General features: G+C 49.2%; 22 protein-coding genes and 1 tRNA gene. 17 read left to right on the top strand and 6 right to left on the bottom strand.

Annotated elements, in window-relative coordinates; translation table 11 throughout:
• Positions 1–10: 10 nt before the first annotated feature.
• From flgC to L1D43_RS04065, 4 genes are all read right to left on the bottom strand, one after another.
• Positions 11–430, bottom strand: a complete 420-nt coding sequence (flgC, locus tag L1D43_RS04080; RefSeq protein WP_041510619.1) for a flagellar basal body rod protein FlgC — start codon at positions 428–430, stop codon at positions 11–13.
• Positions 431–432: 2 nt separating this feature from the next.
• A complete protein-coding gene (gene flgB / locus L1D43_RS04075; RefSeq protein ID WP_041510618.1) occupies positions 433–831 on the bottom strand; it encodes a flagellar basal body rod protein FlgB in 399 nt (132 codons plus the stop codon).
• 199 nt (positions 832–1030) lie between these two features.
• Positions 1031–1870 (bottom strand): protein-glutamate O-methyltransferase CheR, encoded by an 840-nt coding sequence (locus L1D43_RS04070; RefSeq protein ID WP_052813781.1) that lies wholly within the window; start codon positions 1868–1870, stop codon positions 1031–1033.
• 137 nt (positions 1871–2007) lie between these two features.
• Positions 2008–2928 (bottom strand): chemotaxis protein CheV, encoded by a 921-nt coding sequence (locus L1D43_RS04065; protein WP_041510616.1) that lies wholly within the window; start codon positions 2926–2928, stop codon positions 2008–2010.
• Between the two features lie 210 nt (positions 2929–3138).
• Between L1D43_RS04065 and flgA the strand changes: the two genes are divergently transcribed.
• The 3 genes from flgA (at position 3139) to L1D43_RS04050 (ending at position 4719) form a co-directional block, all read left to right on the top strand.
• Positions 3139–3846, top strand: a complete 708-nt coding sequence (flgA, locus tag L1D43_RS04060; RefSeq protein WP_239850047.1) for a flagellar basal body P-ring formation chaperone FlgA — start codon at positions 3139–3141, stop codon at positions 3844–3846.
• Between the two features lie 120 nt (positions 3847–3966).
• On the top strand, positions 3967–4287 hold the full coding sequence (gene flgM / locus L1D43_RS04055) for a flagellar biosynthesis anti-sigma factor FlgM (protein WP_041510614.1): 321 nt from the start codon (positions 3967–3969) through the stop codon (positions 4285–4287).
• Positions 4288–4293: 6 nt separating this feature from the next.
• Positions 4294–4719: a flagellar protein FlgN gene (locus L1D43_RS04050; protein ID WP_239850046.1), complete on the top strand. Its 426-nt coding sequence runs from the start codon at positions 4294–4296 to the stop codon at positions 4717–4719.
• Positions 4720–5053: 334 nt separating this feature from the next.
• On the opposite strand, the gene L1D43_RS04045 is transcribed toward L1D43_RS04050, so the two are convergent.
• Together L1D43_RS04045 and L1D43_RS04040 are read right to left on the bottom strand one after the other, a co-directional pair.
• The gene (locus tag L1D43_RS04045; protein WP_239850045.1) at positions 5054–5500 is read right to left on the bottom strand and encodes an LPP20 family lipoprotein; all 447 of its coding nucleotides are present in this window, start codon (positions 5498–5500) and stop codon (positions 5054–5056) included.
• The gene (locus L1D43_RS04040; RefSeq protein ID WP_345773692.1) at positions 5497–6054 is read right to left on the bottom strand and encodes a FlgO family outer membrane protein; all 558 of its coding nucleotides are present in this window, start codon (positions 6052–6054) and stop codon (positions 5497–5499) included. The genes L1D43_RS04045 and L1D43_RS04040 overlap by 4 nt, the downstream gene beginning before the upstream one ends.
• 417 nt (positions 6055–6471) lie before the next feature.
• Here L1D43_RS04040 and L1D43_RS04035 point away from each other — a divergent pair, with 417 nt between their 5' ends.
• From L1D43_RS04035 to L1D43_RS03970, 14 genes are all read left to right on the top strand, one after another.
• Positions 6472–7632 (top strand): flagellar assembly protein FlgT, encoded by a 1161-nt coding sequence (locus L1D43_RS04035; RefSeq protein ID WP_239850043.1) that lies wholly within the window; start codon positions 6472–6474, stop codon positions 7630–7632.
• Between the two features lie 76 nt (positions 7633–7708).
• Positions 7709–7784: transfer RNA gene (locus L1D43_RS04030), tRNA-Arg, on the top strand.
• Between the two features lie 50 nt (positions 7785–7834).
• Positions 7835–9163, top strand: coding sequence for a 6-hydroxymethylpterin diphosphokinase MptE-like protein (locus L1D43_RS04025; protein ID WP_239850042.1), 1329 nt, complete (start codon positions 7835–7837; stop codon positions 9161–9163).
• Positions 9160–9393: a hypothetical protein gene (locus tag L1D43_RS04020; protein WP_239850041.1), complete on the top strand. Its 234-nt coding sequence runs from the start codon at positions 9160–9162 to the stop codon at positions 9391–9393. The genes L1D43_RS04025 and L1D43_RS04020 overlap by 4 nt, the downstream gene beginning before the upstream one ends.
• Positions 9394–9469: 76 nt before the next feature.
• Entirely contained in the window at positions 9470–10321 is an 852-nt protein-coding gene (locus L1D43_RS04015; RefSeq protein ID WP_239850040.1) for an N-acetylneuraminate synthase family protein, read from the top strand.
• A gap of 39 nt (positions 10322–10360) precedes the next feature.
• The gene (locus tag L1D43_RS04010) at positions 10361–11521 is read left to right on the top strand and encodes a class I SAM-dependent methyltransferase (RefSeq protein WP_239850039.1); all 1161 of its coding nucleotides are present in this window, start codon (positions 10361–10363) and stop codon (positions 11519–11521) included.
• A 232-nt stretch (positions 11522–11753) separates the two neighbouring features.
• Positions 11754–12608 carry a hypothetical protein gene (locus tag L1D43_RS04005; RefSeq protein ID WP_239850038.1) on the top strand — a complete coding sequence of 285 codons (855 nt, stop codon included), beginning with the start codon at positions 11754–11756 and terminating at the stop codon, positions 12606–12608.
• The gene (locus tag L1D43_RS04000; protein WP_239850037.1) at positions 12601–13800 is read left to right on the top strand and encodes an ATP-grasp domain-containing protein; all 1200 of its coding nucleotides are present in this window, start codon (positions 12601–12603) and stop codon (positions 13798–13800) included. The genes L1D43_RS04005 and L1D43_RS04000 overlap by 8 nt, the downstream gene beginning before the upstream one ends.
• Positions 13797–14552 (top strand): SDR family oxidoreductase, encoded by a 756-nt coding sequence (locus L1D43_RS03995; protein WP_160796655.1) that lies wholly within the window; start codon positions 13797–13799, stop codon positions 14550–14552. Before L1D43_RS04000 ends, L1D43_RS03995 begins: the two co-directional genes overlap by 4 nt.
• Complete coding sequence (locus tag L1D43_RS03990) at positions 14549–16369, top strand: 1-deoxy-D-xylulose-5-phosphate synthase (RefSeq protein ID WP_160796657.1); 1821 nt, start codon at positions 14549–14551, stop codon at positions 16367–16369. Before L1D43_RS03995 ends, L1D43_RS03990 begins: the two co-directional genes overlap by 4 nt.
• A complete protein-coding gene (locus L1D43_RS03985) occupies positions 16366–17676 on the top strand; it encodes an ATP-grasp domain-containing protein (RefSeq protein ID WP_160796659.1) in 1311 nt (436 codons plus the stop codon). The genes L1D43_RS03990 and L1D43_RS03985 overlap by 4 nt, the downstream gene beginning before the upstream one ends.
• A gap of 3 nt (positions 17677–17679) precedes the next feature.
• Positions 17680–18573: a class I SAM-dependent methyltransferase gene (locus L1D43_RS03980; RefSeq protein ID WP_239850036.1), complete on the top strand. Its 894-nt coding sequence runs from the start codon at positions 17680–17682 to the stop codon at positions 18571–18573.
• A 36-nt stretch (positions 18574–18609) separates the two neighbouring features.
• The gene (locus tag L1D43_RS03975) at positions 18610–20517 is read left to right on the top strand and encodes a glycoside hydrolase (protein WP_239850035.1); all 1908 of its coding nucleotides are present in this window, start codon (positions 18610–18612) and stop codon (positions 20515–20517) included.
• On the top strand, positions 20517–22220 hold the full coding sequence (locus L1D43_RS03970) for an NTP transferase domain-containing protein (RefSeq protein WP_239850034.1): 1704 nt from the start codon (positions 20517–20519) through the stop codon (positions 22218–22220). Before L1D43_RS03975 ends, L1D43_RS03970 begins: the two co-directional genes overlap by 1 nt.
• Positions 22221–22235: the final 15 nt, after the last annotated feature.

Below are 22235 nucleotides of genomic sequence, written 5' to 3'. Positions count from 1 at the left end.
GACTTACCCCCTAGGAATTGCCAATGCGTAAGGTTTGCTGAAGCATAGACTTTGCCGCATCGGCAACCTGCACGTTCATCTGATAGGAGCGAGACGCCGAGATCATGTTGGCCATCTCCTCCATCACATTGACATTTGGCTTATAAATAAACCCATCGGCGTCCGCTAATGGATGATCCGGCGAATACTCTTTCTGCAACGGCTTGTCACTCTCGACGATACCGGCCACCTTTACCGCCTGACTGGTCTGCTGCTGATGGCTCGCCTTGGCCAGCTCCGCCTCAAACACAGGATGGCGGGCGCGATAGGTCTTATCCACACTGCTGGAGACCGAATCGGCATTGGCGATGTTACTGGCAGTGGTATTCAGCCTCACAGACTGAGCAGACATGCCGGAGCCTGCCACATTGAAGATATTAAAAAGGCTCATGATTACGTTCCTTTAAGGGCTTTTTTCAGGCCGGAAAACTTACCGTCAAGAAAACCTAACGACATCTGATATTCGAGCGCATTCTGCATAAACTCAGACTGTTCCTGCTGAATATCCACCGTATTGCCATCACCGGTATCGGGCTGATTTGGCACCCGATAACTAATGTGTTGCTGAGAAAGCGCCGCCAAGTCGAAGTGTTTCTCGTTGCTACGGCTCATCGCCAGCCCGCCTTGGGCCGTACGCGCCGCCTGTAGCGCCTTATCAAAATCAAGGTCTTTCGCCTTGTAATGGGGGGTATCGGCATTGGCGATATTTGACGAGATCACCTCGGCCCGCGCCGATCGTATCCCCAAGGTATACTGATGTATCCCCAATGCCTTATCGAAACTAATCGCCATAAAATTGCCTCCACACACGAATGTCATAAACAAAGCAATACTTGTGCCAATAAAATCGACTCTGGATAACTTGCACAGATAGATGCGCGATAGAAATGCAAAGCATAAAAAATGCCAGCGATTGCTGGCATTTGAAACTTGATAGCGAACTCAGAGAATTAGCACTTTAACTGGCTAAACTTGCGCCCTAGTAAGTGCATCAGGTCCGCTTCTGGTAATAGATACCCGGGTTACACCTGACCATGTCAAACTCGTCGGTCAAACCGGCAATCGACTCGGATGCCCCCAGAAACAGTATGCCCTTGGGATTAAGGGCGGCAGCAAATTGCCGCAGTATCTTGGCCTTTGCCTCAGGGGCAAAATAGATAAGCACGTTACGACAGAAAATGATGTCGAACTTACCCAGCAAGGTATAGCTCTCAAGCAGGTTGTGCGCCCTGAAATTCACCAGACGCTTGACGTTGGGCTTCACCACCATGGAGCCAGTGCCCGTGGGTTCAAAAAACTGACGTTTGCGCTCATCGGACAAGCCACGGCCCAGGGCAAGGTTGTCATATTCGGCAACCTTACAGCGCTCTAGCATTGAGGGTGACAGATCCGTTGCCAGAATAGTCGCGCTGCCGGGCAAGGCACCAGGCTTACGCTGCTGGTATTCCAAGATAGTCATGGCCAACGAATAGGGTTCCTGCCCCGACGAACAGGCGGCCGACCAGATCTTCAGCGGACGCCCCAAGCGGGCATATTCGGGCAAGAGGTTATTGGCTAACAGCTCGAAGGGATAGCGATCGCGAAACCACAGGGTCTCGTTGGTAGTCATGGCGTCGATCACCTCGGCACGAAGTTGCCGCTCGGTGGGCTTCATCGAATGTTTAACCACTTCAGATAATGAGGGAAGATTATATTTCCCCATCAGAGGCGCGAGTCGACTACGAACCAAATATTGCTTATTGTCGCCCAACACAATACCGCTGTGTTGTTCCAGAAATAATTTAAATTGGTTGTACTCGGCTTCGGCAAGTGATTTATTCGGCACCTTGATATCCCAATATCAAAAAAGAAAACAGGCTACAACATACACTATAGCAAGCGTTGCAGAGGTCAGCGTTATACATTAGCTAACTCACTGATACAAGCCTAAACTTACCAAATTTAGGCTCAGGCCCAACTTAGTACAAATTACAAACTAAGATGTTTATTCACCGCTGCCGCTAATTCATCAGGATTAAATTTCGCGATAAAGTCATTGGCACCCACCTTCTCGACCATGGCCTGGTTAAATACGCCGCTAAGCGAAGTATGTAACACCACCTTAATGTCTTTCAATTTCGGGTTGTCGCGGATCTCAGCCGTCAGGGTATAGCCGTCCATCTCCGGCATCTCGATATCAGAAATGATCAGAGGGATCTCATGGGCCACATTATCCATCTCGGCAGCGACTGTCACCAGTTTCTCTAACGCCTCACGACCATCTTTAGCGGTATCTATCTGCAGACTCAATGATTCGAGGGCACGAATAATCTGCTTGCGCGCCACGGCCGAGTCGTCGATCACCATGATGTGATAATGACGCTCCCTGTCTATGGTCAGCTGCTCGTCGACCTCTTGACTGATCTGAGTCTTAACCGGCGAGATCTCATCGAGGATCTTCTCGACATCGAGAATCTCCACCAGCTCGCCTTCAATCTCGGTCACGGCGGTCAGGTAAGAGTAACGGCCCGCCCCTTGCGGCGGCGGCATGATGGCTTCCCAATTCATGTTGATGATGCGCTCGACCGACTTAACCAGGAAGCCCTGCACACTGCGGTTGTACTCGGAGATGATGATGAAACAACCTTCGGTATCTTCAATCGGTCTACCGCCGGTAGCCGCGCTGAGGTCGATCACCGAAATCGTCTGGCCGCGAATATGGGCCACGCCTCTCACAAAAGGGTTGAGCTTAGGCAGACCGGTCAGCGGCGGGCACTGCAGTACCTCTTTCACCTTAAATACGTTAATACCAAACCTTTGCCGCCCGTTTAATTTAAACAGCAATAGTTCTAAGCGGTTTTGTCCTACGAGTTGGGTGCGTTTGTTAACTGATTCAAGAATACTCGACATAATGCCTTTGCCCTGTTATCGGGTGAATGCGAAGCCGTTCCCATGGTAAATATGAGTATAGGCATACTAATTGCTTTATCTAGTTATATGACAACCAGACCTTTACTTTGTCAAATTTATGACACTCATTTCTCACAAAAAAATGGCAAAGCCTTGGCGCTTCAAACGAAGTATAGGTGTAATCTGGCTAATCAAGCTAGTCAATTCATTATGAAAGTAAATTTTGCATATTTTCTGTTTTTGTTACTCATCTCTCTGCCCTTAAAGGCGGCGGAGACAACCAGTGTCCCCTCTGTATCGACCATAGCGCGATTAGCTACAGAGGTAGTACAGGAAAAAATTATCTTACCCCAGGACGCCAAGGTCATTATTACCCCCCAAAGCCTGGATACCCGGCTAAAGCCCCCCGCCTGTTTGGGTGAGCCTAAGGCGGAAATCGCCAGCGACCGAGCCATCAGTAAAAACAACACAGTCAAGATCAGCTGCGATAGCCCAGATCTCGACTACCCCTGGCAGATCTATATTTCGGTTCGTGTCGAGGTGCTCTTCCCTGTGGTGGTCGCCAATCAGACCTTGGGGCCCGGCGATCTCATCGAACTGGATCAAATACGTCTCGACTATGTCGAGCAGAACCAACTCAGGGGCCAGCAATTTGATGACCCAGCGGCGGTGACTGGCACCCGGGTGAAGCGAAGAATCCCCGCCAATCAGCCGCTGTTTGCCGGTAACCTCTGCTTTGTCTGCAAGGGAGATATCGTTGCCATCTATGCGCGATCCGATAATTTCGAGATAAAAACCAACGGTGAAGCGTTAAAAGATGGTAACCTTGGCGATAAGATACGGGTACGCAATAGCCGCTCTAACAAGACAGTTGATGCACACGTGACAGGCATTGGCGAAGTGGAAGTCAGGATGTGATCCTGATGACCTTTGGCGCGCAAAAATTTATACTGTTTTTTGAAACTTTATCCTAAAGCTTTGACCATGAGTGCCGATAGACAAGTATGTTGATCTCATTTATGTAAGTTGGACCCCACAATGCCTATAGATATTAAGCACGTAAATACAAACACTAATAACCGGGTTGGCAATGCCAGCGCGAAAGCCTCGCAGCACAAAGGTGCGACGGCAGCCACTAACGCTCCATCACAGACGGTGAAGAGCGACTCAGTCTCTATCACCTCTCAGGCACAGCAACTACAAAGCGCCCAGGCCAAGTTAAATGACATTCCTGAAATCGATATCAAGAAGGTCGAACAGATTAAGGCCGCGATTGCCGAGGGACGCTATAAGATAGATGCCGACAAACTCGCCACTAATATCGCGCAGTTTGAAAAGGAACTTCAGGATCTTAACTAATTCGTTATGACGCAGATAATCGATATCATCGCCAATCAACACAAGTTACTGGACAGCTTAAAGCAGACCATCACGGCAGAGAAGGATGCGCTGATCGCACAAGATGCGGATCAGTTGCTGCGTCTCGCCAATGAAAAGGCCCAGTTGCTAAATGAGATCAAACTAGGTGATACCGAATTAGCTGCGCATCCTGAACTCCCCAGGCTCACTCAGGAGCCCCAGCTTATTGCCCAGGTAGACAACGCCAAGCAGGCATTAGCGGAGTGTAAACAGCTTAACGAGCAAAATTCCGCGCTTATCGAACACAGCATGGCCAGCGTCAATCGTTTCTCCCAGGCCCTTCAGGCCAGTCGTAACGCCAATAGCCTCACCTATGACGGCAAAGGCAAGACCTCGACCATCTCGACGCTTGGCAATAATCTGAAAGCCTAGCCATTCCTTAAAAGCAATCTTTAGACATAAAAAAGCCTCTTTAACAGAGGCTTTTCTTATTGCTGGCGACTAGGGCCTGTTGATCTTTCAAGTTTAATTTTTGTTCAATCTAAACGCGTTTTGCGCGAGGCGAGAGCCATGAAGCATAGTTACTCTATGTGAATGGCGAACAACAAAGTGCAGCGCGCGTTTAGATGAACCCGTTGGGCAGCGTTTGTAGGCCATTTCTACGGCGTTATCGCCAGTTTGTGTAGAAGGCTACACGACACAGGCTCTGCCTTGTATAAATCACCTTCAAACTGCTGCAAAAACAAACGGCAAAGATCAACAGGCCCTAGAAATAGGTCACTTCCTTCACCGTCTGCGGTCGATGCTGCTGTTGGTATAAGGCCCATACCTGCCGGAAGTCGAGCTCAAGCTCGGTCACATAATGCTCTCCAACCGGATAGCTCTTCACCACTTTCGCACCGCGGATCACCCCGCTCACCGACGCCTGAATGCTGTCATCGGACAGCATCCAATCCTTCACACTGCTAGATGCCGATAGCTGCTGGCCATAAACTTGTTCTGCCAGCTCTCGGTAGGCGGCGATTCTCGATGCCTGCATCGCCATCAACACTCTCTGCGACGCCTCTTTGGCCGGCTGAGTCGCCAGCGGCGCGTAGCCGATAGCCGTTAATTTAGGAAAACTCTCTGGCGCCTGGGTTTCCCATTGAATGTACCTGTCTTGAGACGCACAGCCACTCAAAACTAGCAGCAACACCACAACTAAATATCTCATTGCTTGACTCCCTTAATCTGTACATCTGCCTGACCCTGGCTGTTATAACGGATCAGCTTGCCGTCATGGGCGACCACCTTCTCAGAGAGGCTAAGATAGTCAGACAACTCGGCCTGGCTGACACTCGCCCCTGCCACAGACACCACACGATTATTAGTAACATTAACGATACGACTGTTTACCACCACGCCATCGGGCTTCAGACTCATGGTCGATACCAGCACATGTTCAACCGGCAGATCCGCGGGCAGTTGGCGCCAGTCCCGCGTCAGCAGCAATTCGCCTTGGTCCGTCACCCTAACGTTCTCGCCCACATTAAGATCCACCAGATTAAACTGATGATCATGCATGGCCGCGATCAGTCCTTGCTGTATCTGCAGCCCCAAGGCGTTAGTCGACTTAAGATTGTCCAGCAAGACAGGCGTCGCCACCAGCAAGGGCTGCTTAGGCGTCAACTGATCGTTTTGGCGCACCAGCTCATTTGCCAGCTGCTGAGTCAGGTGTATCACCGACGAGCTAGCAGGCAAACTATTGCCGCTCTGCAAGCTTGGCATGGCAGGCTCATTTGCCGCGCAGGCCCCCAACAGCAACAGGGAAGATATTATCAAAGCGTTTCGCATCATGATGTCCCATGGTTTTCGATATTGACCCAGGCCAATATAGCAACTCGGCTGCGCCATATTTGTGGCCAGCCAAACCTATTGGCAATAACGCAGCAATATATATGCCATAAACTTAGCCCTACTCATTTTACACTTGCCCCACACTTAACGCGCTAACTTGGCAAAGTCATCAGGAAAATAGGCTCTCACCTCATACCCTTCAGGCATTTTACCTGGGATGAATCAACTCGGGCATAGATATTGCTTTGAGCTTATTTAATTAATGGAAACCTTAAAATGAGCGCAAAACTGTCAGCATTTTGGCACCGCCTACGCGCCAGGTAAACCAGCTCAGTCGAGACAGATACGATGAAACGAATTCAATTACTATTGCTGCTACTCGCCGCCTTTAACACTCAGGTAATGGCTCAGTGGCTCGAGGCCCAAGGCGAAGCCAAGATCATCAACGGCAATATCACTCAGGCGAGAGAAGATGCCATCGCGCAGGCCTTAAGCTATGTCACCCTACAATCGGGCGGCCAGTTTACCAGCGTGCAGCATACCCAAAACGGCAAGCTGACGCAGACCCAGTTTTCTATGACGCAACAGGCCGAGGCGGGCCGCGTCGAGCTGATCAGCGAGCGTATCCAGGACGATACGCTCACCGTCAATCTAAGGGTCGATGTACTGCAAAATGCTAAAGTGCAGACCTGCGGAGCGAGTCAACTCAAGGCCGCGATTCTGGTGCCCCAGGCGCAAATAGCCGATCGCAGCCAACTTAGATATGGCAATCTAGGTAACTTCGAGAAAGCCCTGTCAGAAAAACTCGGCACCATCATAGGCCGGGAAGGCAAGGCGAGCTTTGCCCATGTCCACGCCAATGAACGTCTGGATATCGAGCAGTCCCTCATCGACATCCGCGGCTATCGCCTCCCCAGCTGGCTCAGCGAGATCACCGACAGCCAATATATACTACTGCCAGAAATCATCGACATCTCCACGGCGCCAGTCGAAGGCAGCCTGTTTGGCCTATGGGATAGCTATCCCCAACGCCAGTTTCAGCTACGCCTCTCACTCTACCACGGCATCAGCGGCGAGCAGATCTGGAGTGAATACTATGACGCCTCTGCCCCTTGGGAATTTGAACGCCAGGCCACGGTGCCGGCCCATAGCAACCGTTTCTGGGCTTCTAGCTATGGTAAAAACATCGAGATGCTGCTGACCCAGGCCAGCGAAGATATCGACAAGGTGCTCGATTGCCGCCCGCTACTTGGGCAGGTGGTCTCCCGCGTCGACAACCGGGTTATCATCAATCTGGGGCGTAATCATGGCGTGAAAGTTGGGGATAAATTCCAACTGGTGCTACAGCAGAATCTGCCGGATCGCCTGGATAACATGCGGGCGGTTGCCAGCGAATCTCGAGCCCAAATCACCATAGATCAGGTGACCCAGGAAAGCGCCACCGCCATACTGCAAGGCGCCAATGGTGCAATCAACATACAAATTAACGACATCGCGATGAAAATCTAACTTAATTAGTGCACTAATTAAGCAACTAAATCTAAAGCCTTTTCATCGCGATGAAAAACAGTATAATCACTTTCGTCTCCCTATAGCTCAACAGGATAGAGCAGTCGCCTCCTAAGCGATCGATCGGGGTTCGAGTCCCTGTGGGGAGACCAGTTAGTGAACTAGCCTAATAGATGAAGCATGACTTCGAGGGACAGTGTCAATGACTGAGCTTTTTAATGCCAATCTCAACATCATCAGCCAGCGTTGGCCTATCATTGCCTCTGCACTTCAACAAGTATCATTCGACCATCTCGACGCCGCACTCGTAACCGGCCAGAATCAAACCATTAGTGTTAACGGTATTCAGCTGAGTAGTCGCCATGACCGGCTAGCCGAAGCAAGACTCTTGATCCATACCTTACCCCAAGAGACCCAAACGGTTACCCTGTATGGCATAGGTATGGGTGATGTACCCAGCCTGCTGATCGATAATCCTCAATATAGCCAGATCAAAGTATGCATCTTAAACTTAGCGGTATTGGCCTTAGTGCTATCCTATACGGATCAGAGTGAATGGTTAAATCACACAAGTGTGAGCCTATCCTTTAACCCCGACACCAGACTGGATTACCCCTATATCGCGATTACCCCCGAACTATCACTTTGCGACGAGGCCCACGCTAGGCTAAGGGATCTATTGGTCATAGAGCTAAACCAAGATTTTGCCAATAAGCGACATAGGCTTGATGACCCTTTAACCAAGGATAGGTTTAAGTGCAATGAGGCGCTGATCATCAAAGATCCCGATGCTGCCTCGCTGATTGAGACGATGAGATCCGATAAGGCCATTGTCATAGGTAGCGGTCCCTCGCTTGAAGAGCACTACGACTACCTCAAAGCACTCAGTAAACAGCCCAATAAACCAGTGATGATTGCAGCCGATACGGCGCTCAAGGGACTGCTCCATCATGGCATCAAACCCGATATTGTCATAACCGTCGACAGCCTTATCGATAGCTACCATCTGCCACTTGAGGACACAGACAACATTAAGCTGGTGTATTTCCCCAAGGCAAACCCAAGGGTTTTGGAAAACTGGCGAGGGCCTAGGTTCATTGCCTATGGACAGAGCAATGTCTACGACGCCTTGGCTCAGCAATACCCTAAGTTGAGACTCTATATCAGTGGTAGCGTCATTCACCCGGCCATTGATCTAGCGGTTAATTTGAAGGCTAAACAGATCACCTTATTTGGCTGCGACTTCGGTTACTGTCACAACAAGAGCCATGCATTTTGGAGTGCTCACTCATTCAAGCAAGAAGATGTAGAGGAACGTGCCTGGGTTAACGCCATAGACAACAGAATGAGGGCCGCTCGACACTGGGTGCTAGATGGCCATGGCAATCGAATCACAACCGATCTGAACTTAAGAGCCTATCTAAGATATTTAGAGCTTTATATCGCCAGGCACCCGGAAGTGGACTTTTATCGCGCAAGTCTTTCAGGTGCATGTATACAAGGAACTCGTTACAAGGAGCCAAACGCATGAGCCTAGCTGAGTCTCTTATCAATACTGCACATCAGTTTCGACTAGGTCACGAAGCAGAAGCCTCATTGCTACTGCGCCACTGCATCGATGAGATAGAGAAAGATCACCCTAAAATCATTCAGCAGCCAGAGTTTGGCCAAATACTCTCTCCTATGTTGCAAGCGCAAGAGAGGCAAGACTGGCTGGCACTGGCTGATTATTTAGAATATGAGTTACCTCAACTATTTTAGTTGTAACACGCTAATTAAAAAAAGTTATTATCAAGAGTTACCTTACTAACCCTAACCAGAATAATTGTGGGCAATTATGACAACACAAGCACCTTTATTCATTGCTGAGGTTTCCAGCAATCATCATAGAGATCTCGACAGGTGTTTCGAATTTATCAAGGCATCGGCAGAAATAGGCTGCGATGCGGTAAAGTTTCAGCTGTTTAAAATCGATCAACTGTTTGCCCCCGAAATCCTTGCTCGAAGCGAGATGCATAGGGCGCGAAAGCAGTGGGAGTTACCCGTTAATTTTCTACCAGAGCTAAAGCGGTGTTGTGACAGCTACGGCATTCAATTTTCATGTACGCCCTTCTACCTAGATGCAGTCAAAGAACTGGCACCCTATGTCGATTTTTACAAAATCGCCTCCTATGAATTGCTATGGGACGATCTGCTTATCGCCTGCGCAAGAACCGGTAAGCCTGTGGTCATCTCTGCCGGCATGGCAAACTTGGAGGAGATAGATCACGCCATTGAGACCCTACAAGAGGCGGGATGTCAGCAGATCACCCTATTACACTGCGTCTCAGCCTACCCCACTCCAATGGCAGACTGTAACCTTGCCGTACTAGGCACTTTCCGGGAACGCTACGGCGTCAAGGTCGGTTGGTCCGATCACAGCGTTCAACCGGCCGTCATCCGCCGCGCCGTCAATCGTTGGCAAGCAGATTGCATTGAGTTTCACATAGATCTCGACGAACAGGGTGCCGAGTACGCCGCCGGCCACTGCTGGCTACCGCATCAGATACAGCCCGTGATCAGCGAATGTCGTGATGCGACGACCATAGATGGACGTGTAGATAAGGTGCTGGCCCCAAGCGAAGCTCCTGACCGAGACTGGCGCGCCGACCCCAGCGACGGTTTAAGGCCGCTTAAGCACCTTAGATAATTGAATCAACAAACCAAAAGCCATTTCTAAGAGGCCATAATGACAATTAGACCCTGTATTGTTTGTCAACACGCTCAATCCACCGAGGTATTTAACAAGCCATACCATTTAACCGGACTAGGAGAGGTGGCTCTATGCATTACAGTTTGCGATAACTGTGGTGCGGTATACCAAAATCCGTTGCCTGATCAGCAAAAGATTCGCAAGACATACAGTGAAATGTCAAATTACACAAATCCTGGACGAGATGGCAAACCTTCAGCCACCAAAGTTGCCGCGCTCGATAGACAACTTGCCTATTTATCAAAATTCATGTCACCTAAGGGACGCGCATTTCAGGTCGGCTGCTCCGATGGCTATACCCTACACAGATTCCAGCAGGCAGGTTGGAAGGTCGATGGCATTGATCCCTCTTCTCGCGCAATTGCACTAGCAAAAAGCCAATATAGTTTGGCTCTGAATAAAGGCTTTATCGAGGACTTCAACAGCAAAGATGCCCAGTACGATCTTATTATTCTCACACATGTATTAGAGCATTTTGTTGACCCCAAAGCAGTATTGCTTAAGTGTCTTGAAATGCTTAAAGACGGTGGTCATATTTTCATCGAAGTCCCCTCTCTCATCGATCAAGAGTCTTGGCCGACGAGTTACTTCACCTTTGAACATCTTTCTTACTTCTCACCACTATCCATGATAAATCTCATGAAAGCTTGTGGCATAGAGCCGCTCGGACCTGTGGTCACCGACTTAACTGAAAAAGATCCTTACCCAATACAGATGTGTCATGGTCGTAAAGGTAAAATTTCACCCTTGATAGAGAAAGATCAGCAAGCGCTGTCCATGTGCCAAGCGTATGTCAATCGAGATAAGGCTCGCTGGCAAGATATTAATCATAAAATTGATATTGGTACGGCGGAGGCAAAAAATATTGCTATCTGGGGCGGCGGTGTGCACACGGCTCAACTTCTAGAAGAAACCACCTTACTGGAGCACTTCGCACCAATCACGATTGTCGACTCCGACCCACAAAAATGGGGGAAATCACTATACGATATTACGATTGTCGCACCTAGCACCTTGATACTAGAGGATCCTGAGCTCGCAATCGTAATCTCCTCGTTTGTATTTGAGCAGGAGATCAAACAAACGCTAGAGGCGAATCATAATTTACATGCAAGCATCGTCACACTGTACAGCTAGCATTCTTATGACTATATCCCAATCGCCAACATCAGCCACATGCAACTGGGCCCTTTGTCTCGGTGGCGGAGAGGCCCAATTGCCTTTGATACTTGCAGCCAAATTACATGGGCTATCTGTATGTGTCGTTGATAGAAATGAAAACTGTGCAGCCTACCCGCATGCAGATAAGTTTATCCAGGCAAGCACCTATGATGCACAGCCTCTTCTGGCTATGCTAAGCAACATAGAGTTGCCGATACGAACTCTTTTAGCAAGAACCTCTGGGCCAGCCTTATATACCGCCGCAGCCATCGATGAGAAGCTCAACCTATTTGGGCTAAGCCAAGAGCTTGTCGCTTTATGTACCATTAAGTCACGATTAAGAGAGTATTGCGAAGCCAACCACATACCTGTACCTAAGGGAACCAGCAGCAAGCATCCCAACCAGCCTTCAGAGTTACCTGTCGTTGTCAGACCCGATTTCCCGTTAAGCGGTAAGAAAGCCGTTACACTCTGCACCCAAGAGCATCTACTTAAGTCAGCCATCGAATCGGCCAAGGCCGCATCCGCTGACGGAACCGCCGATATCGCATGCTTTATCGAAGGGAATGATATCAGCCTGCTCGCTCATCTAGACAAGGGGTGTGTCACCCCCATCGCCTGGTGGGAAGAACTCAACCAGTTTAATCAAGGTGAATTAAGGGCGATTGGACTCCTATTTCCGACTCAGGTAGCAGAGAGTATCAAAATGCAGCTTATTGACGCGGCAACGCGATTTGCCAAAGGCTTCCCCGATTTAAACTATCTGCTGGCCTTTAGTTTTCGTATCGATAAACAGCAACAAGCCAGACTCATCGAAGTTCATGCCGATCTGACTGGCGACTTGATTCTAGATCGACTAATACCCGCCGCCGCCCAACGGGAGGTATTGCCAGATATTGTCCAAGGTTTGTTGACTAGGCACTTTCCTGACTTTACCAAGGGAAAGCTTATCCCAACCGCTATCCGCTTTGAAGAAGACGGCCCAAGACTCTATCAAGATACCCAACTATCAGTGCTTCTCAAGCTATTTAACAACACTAAGGAGCCCTTATCCGATGAGTAACCTCCCCTCAGCCATTCTCATTATTGGCGCTGGCCATATGCAACGTGAACATATTCGTTGGGCCAAATCTCTCGGCCTGGCAACCATAGTCACTGATATTCGCAACGATGCCCCCGCAATCGACATGGCCGATGAGTATTACCAGATCGGCGGCAGTGATGTCGAGGCACTGTCGGCACTCGCTAATCAACTCAATGAAAAATTTAATTTCATCGGCGCCTACTCAGGCAGCGATTTCGGCCTGGCGGCAGTGGCAGAGGTCCACCAAAAGTTTGGGCTCCCAGGATGCTCTCCAGAAGCAGTCACTCTGTCACTCAACAAATCAGCTGCCAAAAAGGTATGGCTATCTCAAGGGTTGCCAACGCCAAAGATGGCCTTATGGGACGCGGTTCCACCAGAAGATGAATTACTCAAACTAGCTTACCCTATCATCATAAAACCACTTGATGCCTGTGGTAGCCAAGGAGTGACCTCAGTCAACTCGCCTGAAGCCGTCTCCGATGCTGTGGCGCTAGCAATGCAGTATGGTGAGCAGGTACTAATGGAGGAATACTTCGATGGCTTCGGCATCGACACTATAGGCATCATGTGGCAAGGAAGGTTCATTCCCTGCGGCATTGGTGATCGCTATTTTTCTAAGCCTCCTTACCACTTTCCAACCCACGGGTTTGCGCCAAGTGCACTCCCCCCCCATGACATCGAACAGGCCTATCTCCTGACAGAGCAAGCTTGTCGCGCTCTAGGTATAGACAATGCCCCTGTAAAAGCCGATTTACTCTACAAAGCGGGCAAATTTACCTTATTGGAGGTCTCACCACGCTTTCATGGTGATGTCTTTACCACTAAACTCATCCCTTTTTCACATGCTCAAAGTCCTGTTCTTCGGTGGTTTTCTTTACTAAATGGCACAGACACTCTTACATCAAGTACCGCGGCCCCCGAAAGAGTCGTGATGTGGAAGGCGCTATTTCCACTAGCACCTGACATAGACTTTACCGAGGTCGAACAGTTTTTGAATGATCACTCGGCCATGTTGGAATTTTTTTATGAACCACGACGCTATAAAAAACACCAGCAACATAGCGACAACACCAGCCTGGTAGGTTTTTTCTGGATAGCATTTAATAACCGACAAGAGGCAGATCAATTTTTGACCATTTTTTCAAATCGATTTGAAGGCACCTTACTATGATTAAGTTTGATTTTAATGGCAAAGTGGCATTAGTCACTGGCGCTTCCAGAGGGATAGGTAAAGCTATCTGCCATGCGTTACTCGAATCCAACTGCAAGGTCATAGGCACCTACGCCAGCAACGACGCTGCTGCAGACAAATGCCGCCAAGCGTTTAATCACTTCGGTGATGATTTTTATTTAGTTAAGAGTGATGCTAGCTGTCGCAAACAAGCCGCAAATTTGTTTACTCACGCGCAGGAACACTTCAATCAGCCCATTCATTTGCTGGTCAACAATGCAGGCATACTACAACAAGGTGACTTCAATCAGCTCAGTGATGAACAGTGGGACAATACCTTCGCGGTTAACCTCAAAGGCCCATTTATACTCAGCCAAGAATTCTTACGACACGCGGCGTCAGGTGCAGCCATAGTAAATATCTCATCTGTGGGCGGTCAGACGGGTGGCAACAAGGCGCCCGATTATGCAGCGACTAAGGCAGCTTTAATCAGTCTAACCCGTTCTGTTGCCAGACTGGGGGCAGAGAAGAATATCCGCTCAAATGCGGTTGCTCCCGGCTGGATTAAAACAGAAATTTTCAATAAACAACAATTAGATGCATTACAACAACAGGCCGAAGCCGTGATCCCTCTGAAACGAATGGGAACACCCGACGAAGTCGCAAATAGCGTGCTTTTTTTACTGTCTGACGCGGCCTCTTATATCACTGGCCACTGCATCAACACTAATGGCGGAATGTACTTCGGATGAAACGATTAAACGCAATACAACAACCCAATGATATTAAACAACTTACCGAATCTGAGTTAGTACAATTAGCTGCGGAAATCAGACATTTCCTCATCGATAGCATTAGCCAAACCGGGGGACATATCGGTGCAAACTTGGGGGTTATCGAGCTCACCATAGCACTCCATCACGCGTTCAATATTCAGCCTACTGCGGCATCAGATGGTGACAGCATACTCTTTGACGTCGGTCATCAAGGGTACACCCATAAACTTCTCACTGGTCGAATGGCAGCCTTCGACACCCTCAACCAGATGGGCGGTATGTCGCGATTCGTATCAAATCACGAGAGCGAATATGACTTGATGGAAGCATCACATGCGGGCACTGCTATACCTATCGCTTGCGGCCTAGCCTTTAGCAAGTTGCAAAATGCGCAACAAGGCAGTGTACTAGCCTTCATCGGCGATGGTTCCATGGTTGAAGGGATGGCTTTCGAGGGACTAAATTTCTCAGCCGAGTACCAACTCCCACTATTTATCGTGATCAACGATAACGGCATGAGCATTCCACCCAATGTCGGAGGCTTGCATAACCTGTTTTCTGCACCAGACTGGCAGCGACGCTGCGCAAATTGGTTCGAAGGCATGGGCTTTGGCTATGTATCAATCGATGACGGGCACGACATGAGCAAGCTACTTGAGGGAATGGAAAAAGCCCAACAAGTGGCAAAACATCCACAAACAGGGCCAGTTATCATTCATGTCAAAACAGAGAAAGGACGTGGACTCGCACTGGCGCACAATCACCCTTATAAATTGCATTTTTCTATGCCATTCAATCCTGAAACGGGCGAAGGTGTTGCCGCTACGCTAACAGGGAAAACCTATCAAGGCATAGTGGGTGACGCCTTAATGCAGCATATGGAAGAAGATGAAACTGTCTATGCTCTCACGCCAGCTACCCCCTATGCGTCTGGTGTGGAAGCATTGATGAAGGCCTTTCCCAAGCGCGCGATCGATGTCGGTATGGCCGAACAACATGCCGTCGGCATGGCTGCAGGACTCGCCATGGCCGGAAATAAGGTGTTCATGTGTTTCCAATCCACCTTTATGCAGCGCGCCTGGGATCAGCTATTTCACGATATCTGTTTTCCAAAGCACCCCGTCACTGTGATTAGTGCCCGTTCGGGATTCGCTGGTTTTGATGGACCCACTCACCATGGCATCTATGATTTTGGCCTGCTACGTACACTACCCGATATAAAAGTCTTCTATGCTGGCACAGCCCGCGATCTTCAGGCAATTATGCAGGCTCGCTTAGCCGATTCACACACATCTATCGCCCAAGGCCCAATGATAGTGCTACATCCCTATGAAACTGTGCCGGCACAAGAAGAGAGCTACTTACCAAGTGAACTCACACCATTGGAAGAGGTGGAAATCGTTTGCCCTGGTGACGATGGCCTAATTATCGCCGTGGCCAATCAGCTACAGACCGCCATCGCATTACGCGAAAAAATTATGTCAGAGCAAAAGCAAGTCTTTAAGGTGGTAAACCTAAGGTGGCTAAAACCATTGCCCCTTAATAGCCTTGTACCGCTGCTGCAAACCCATAAAAATGTCATTAGTTTAGAAGAAGGCCTGAAAGATACAGGTGTTGGTGTCGCGATAAATCAGCTAATCAATGAAGAGCAACTCACTTGCGATCTTTTAGTCAGCGCATTAGAGCAAGGCATATTACCCGCAGGCGATAAACAGACTCTAGCTCAAATGGGCGCCATTGATACCGACAGTGTGTATCAGCAAGCGGCTGAGCGCTGGGAGTGGCAAGTATGAGACCGCAAACAAAAACACTCTTAGTGTTGGGTGCGGGCTCAGATCAGTGCTTTATGATACAAACCGCGCAGCAGATGGGCTATTGCGTGGTTGCCGTCGACGCTAACCCACAAGCCCCCGGTTTAAAGCTAGCCGATTATGCACGTGCGATCGATTTCTCCGATAAGTTAAGTGTCATCGACTACTGCCACCAACTACTACAAGAAGGCGTAGAGCTCAGCGGTGTATCTACCATGGGAAGTGACATACCGCATATCATGGCCGCTATCGCCAAACATTTTGGCTGGCCTGGCCCCAGCGAACAAACAGGCTATTGGGCAACCCACAAATTGGCGATGAAACAGCGCTTCGAACAGATGGGTATCCCGATCCCGCTTTACGCTCAAGTTGAAACCGAAGCCGATATTATGGCGCGATGGCGCGAGTGGGGCTGCGACAAGCTCATCATAAAACCAACCGATAGGGCGGGTTCCCGAGGGGTTAGAATTATTCGCCAAGAGGAAGAGGTCAACGCGGCGCTAACCCACGCAAAGTCTTTCTCACTAAATGGCGAGATCTTATTAGAAGAGTTTATTGATGGTCCCCAAATCAGCACCGAAAGTATCATAGTCAACGAACAGAAAGCGACACCAGGCTTTGCAGACAGGGTCTACGAAGGTATGGAATGCTTCTGGCCCAATATAATGGAAAATGGTGGTTGGTTACCGAGTCGTCATAGCCAAGAAGCCCAGGTCCAAATCTCGGCGCTAGCAGAGCGTGCCGCCAGCGCGCTTGGCATTGAAAAAGGGGTTGCGAAAGGAGATATTGTCGTCTGTCCCAAGCGTGGCCCTATGATTATCGAAATGGCCGCTCGCCTTAGTGGCGGCGATTTTTCTGCCAGTCTCGTGCCGCTGTCCAGTGGGATCAACTATGTTAAGACGGTCATAGATATCGCATTAGATAACCCAGTCGATCTAACAGAACTTAACGCTCAGCATCAATTATGGGTCGCAAATCGCTACTTTTTCCTTCCTCCTGGCCAGTTAGAGGCCGTTGAAGGTCTGGAATGGACCCGTGAGCAAGGCTTTTGTCAAAAGCTCGAGTTCTATCCGCAAATAGGCGATCAATTACCCCCAATCATGTCTCATGCGAACCGCAGCGGTGTCTTTGTCTTGACCGCAAAAACATTACCGCAGCTAGAAAAACAGATAGAGTCAGTCTATAGCCATGCACGTTTTAGGATTGATGGAGAGTGGTACTCGGGACGTCCAACAGCCATTCTAGACACTCCTCTTATGCAGTTACCTCAGAGCCGGAAAGGACACTAAATAATGAGTGAGCACATAGGCCGCAAACTGGACTCAAAAGAGGGTTTTGACATCATCGAATGTGAGACATGTGGATTTACCCATATCTCACCGCTTCCCTCATTTGAAATACTGGACAAATTCTACAAGGAAGAATTCTACGTGACTGAAAAGCCTGAATTCTTCAAACAAAAACAAGAAGACGAGGCTTGGTTAAATTTACAGTATTCAGATAGATACGACACTTTCGAGCAATACTTACCGAATACTAGACGTACACTGTTAGACGTCGGCGCAGGGGCTGGCTATTTCCTAAAGCATGGTCAACAACGTGGCTGGAAGGTAAAAGGCATCGAACCCTCTCCTCATGCGGTAACCTATGCTCAACAGATGGGGGTCGACGAAATTGTAGGGTATCTCACCAGCGAAACCAGCAAAGCTCTCGGCAAATTCGATGTGATCAACGCCAGTCTAGTGCTGGAGCATGTTCCCAACCCTATCGAATTAATTGAGCTCATGTATGACATGCTCAATGATGGCGGCATCTTATGCATTAGTACGCCCAACGATTACAACCCATTTCAACAAACACTTACTGAGGTTGAAGACTACCAACCCTGGTGGGTATGTCCCAAGCACCATATCAACTACTTTTCCCCCGATAGCCTGCAACGACTACTCGAAAGGCAAGAGTTTACCGTAGTGCATAAGGAATCCAGCTTTCCGTTAGATATGTTTCTTCTTATGGGTGACAATTATATTGGTAACGGCAAACTAGGTCGCAACTGCCATCACAAACGCGTTCGATTCGAAAGTCAGCTTGCAAAAGCAGGTAAAAATGATCTTAAACGTGCCCTCTATCAAGCCTTCGCCACACTTAATATTGGCCGAGAAATTTGCATATATGGGCGGAAGTAGACCTTGACAGAGACATTATTGAAACAGAGCAGCACAATGCAGTCCCCCACTCATTTATACACAGTGTTTCACCTCAACCTGGCCTTTTCTTCTATCGATACCGCCAGCCATAAAGAGGTGGTCAGCTCCTGTTACTGGCCGCTGCTCGAGATAGTCGACTCAGGAATTCCTCTGGGGATCGAGATGACCGCCTATACGCTAGAGTCGATTCTGGCGGTCGATGAGGCTTGGGTCGAAAGGTTTAAACAGCTGCTACATCAAGGCAAGTGCGAGTTAATCGCCAGTGGTGACAGCCAGATCATTGGCCCCCTGATCCCGGCAAGCGTGAATCAAGCCAATCTCAGACTGGGTCAGTCTACTTATCAGTCGATATTGGGTATCACACCTAAGATAGCCTATCTCAACGAACAGGCGGTCTCGGCGGGACTATTGGATATCTACATAGATGCGGACTTTGATGCCGTCGTCGTTGAGTGGGATAACCCCTACTCTCATAACAGCGACTGGCACGCCGACCTACTACATAGGCCGCAAAGCTTAAAGAGTGCCAGCGGTCGCGAGATCAAGGCTATCTGGAACCACGCCATCGCCTTTCAAAAATTTCAGCGCTATGTCCATGGTGAATTGACCCTCGCCGACTACGGCCACTACCTTGAGAAAATTCTCCAACCAGACACCCTCGCATTCCCCGTCTATGGCAGCGACGCCGAAGTCTTCGACTTCAGGCCTGGTCGCTACCATACCGAGGCTGAAAAAATAAGCGGCGAATGGCAAAGAATAAAGCAACTCTTTATCTATCTGGCGAGCCAGAAAGCCTACTGCTGGAAGACCCCTTCACAAATACTATCTCTGTGGCAGAACGGCGAACCTCTGGCACTGACGAATGCCCAGCACCCAATCTCGGTGAAGAAACAGGCAAAATACAACATATGCCGTTGGGGCATCAGCGGTCGTAACGACCTGCTGCTCAACACCGAATGTCATCAGAAATTAGGACAATTGGAAACAAACCAAGGTGATGACAATCAATGGCGGAGCTTGTGTCGCCTCTGGGCAAGCGATCTAAGAACCCATCTGACTCAGCGTCGCTACGATGATTTGTCACTGCCTCCCGTCCAAAATAGCGCGCCCATCTTTGCCCCTTGGCAACCCCGAGAGGATATCGACATTCAGTACGATGATGAGCGCCGCAGGCTGCATGTCACGACACCATGGATCAAATTGACGCTTAATGGTCACCGGGGATTAGCCATCGACTCTCTGGCATTTTCCAGCCACGAATTTGTCCCAGTAATAGGGACGCTATCCCATGGTTACTTCGACCACATCAGCTATGGCGCCGATTTCTATAGTAATCATCTGCTACTCGAACGCTTTAGAGATCGCGACAGGGTGGCCGATCTTAACCGGGTGGAGTATCAGTTAGGTGAGCAAAACGGCTGTCTGGTTATCTTCTGCCGACAAACACTCAAGAGCGGTAGCATACTGAAATGGTATCGTCTCGATGGCGAAAGCCTTCACACAGGCGTTCATTTCGGCGATACAAACAGGCCTGAGGCCTCGATACGCCTTGGCTACATGACCCTACTCAATTGCCAGCAACGCGCCTGGTATCAGACCCATCTTGGCGGCATTAATGCAGAGTTTTTCCAGCTTACCCAAGACATAGATCAGGGTGCGCCTATCTCCTCTATCGTCTCCAGTAGCAGCGCCCTGGGAGCCACCAATGGGATGCTCCGCTTTGGTAATCAAAATCGAGGAATACAAGTCTGCTGGGATCCAGCCCATTGCGCAGCCTTGCCCATGCTCTCTTCGAAACAGATAGATGCTCAGTATTTAAACCGCCTCTGGTTCTCACTCGCCGAGGCCGATGAAACCCTTAAATCGGACGGAAAGCTGCTCGATATCACGCTTTGCATCACTCCCACCAAGGAGCCTAAATAGTGACTAAGACTCTTGCCCTTGTCGGTGCCCGGCTCAATTCGAGTCGTCTCGCAGGAAAGCATCTGCTGCCGTTAGCTGGCGAACCTATGATTGCCCACATCTGGCGTCGTCTGGAGCAATGCAAAGAAGTAGATTGCAGCGAACTGGCCACAACGGCCGACAGTTTCAACCAACCTCTCGTCGATTGGGCAAACGAACAGCAGATCATTTGCCACCCCTTTGAAGGAGACGTCAACGACCTGATGGCAAGGCTGGATAAGATCATCCAGAGGCAAGACCCAGATTATATTCTCTACGTCTGTGGTGATTGCCCGCTGATCGATCCAGAATTTATCGATCATGGACTGAAAGCGCTAAAGCGTTCAGGCAAAGATGCCATCATGCTAGAGGAAAACATAAAAACCCTACACGAAGGGCTCTCTTTTTATAGCCGCAATGGTTGGAAAAAGTTGCTGGCGGCAAGCCAATGCACCATGTCTAGAGAGCATGTAGGTTACGCCGATAAACTAACACCAGTACTCGACAGAGTCGCCATCTGTGATAGCGGTGATTATGGCCAAATATCACACAGAATCTCGGTAGATACTCAGGCTGATTATCGTTTCATGGCCGAGACGTACCGGCGTTGGTATACGAATCATGAGTCCGATTCCATCGTCAGCCTAGCCTGGGTACACCAACAACTCTTGCAAGACCCTCAGCTGGCCAGTATCAACGCCCATGTCACCCAAAAGGCCGCAGATAAACAATATGCTAAAGCCAGCCTTTATTGCCATCTGGGCGCAGATATTGGGTTAGGTCATTTTAGGCGTATAGAGCTCATCGCCGATGCGTTGCAAGAGTATTTAGGCATAGGCTCCACCATACACGTCTTATACGATGGTGAACCCTTATCTAGCAGTTCAGCCAAGATCCATTGGTATCAAACCGAGAAATCTCTGTTAAATGCCATGAGTGAGGATAAGAATCCGCTACTGCTCCTCGATTTTCACCCAGAGTTCATAGCACCGACTTCGCTCACTCAGGCCTTAAAAGCCCCTAAACAGCACGGTGCTAAGCTTGTTGGCATAGATAAGCTATCTCCCTTGATTGAAACTCTCGACAGGTTATTCATTCCGAGTTTTTATACGGCTTTAACAGATAACAAAGTCTCCTATGGCTGGCAAAACTACCTGTTTAGAGCCAGGCCAAACAACACGAAGCAACGGCAGGTTTTAGTGTTAACCGGAGGAAGCGACGCACTGGGCTATGGCGCACAGTTACCCGCCATGTTAACAGAGCTAGATTTGGACTGGCCGATAACCTGGATACAGGGCCCTTTGGCCCCCACGCCCGATATCCCGCAACATAGCAATATTAAGCTGGTACAGGATCCCAAAAACTTAGATGAGTTGATTGCCGGCGCCGAAGTGATCTTAACCTGCTATGGTCTGTCGCTATTTGAAGCTATCTACTCTGGCGCCGCGACCCTACTACTGCCACCAAAACACTTAGTTGACTTAAATGAGCTACAGCGACTCAGAGCGGAGAACTGCTGTATCATCAGCGAGTCACTTGAACATGCCTGCGCAATGCTCACAGATTTGGTCACGCGCGAGTCGTTGAGAGAGGCGCTACAAACCCAGAGCAAACAGGTCTTTGCGGATCATCGGGGAATAAAACAGCTGATGGAAGAGATCAAGATGCTGATGGCTGATTATTGACAATGAGGAACGACA

It is taken from the genome of Shewanella sp. Isolate8, from assembly GCF_022398495.1.
In the GTDB taxonomy this organism is placed as follows: Bacteria; Pseudomonadota; Gammaproteobacteria; order Enterobacterales; family Shewanellaceae; genus Shewanella; species Shewanella aquimarina.
Note: the sequence above shows the minus strand (reverse complement) of the source record. Positions and strands in the feature narration are given on the sequence as shown.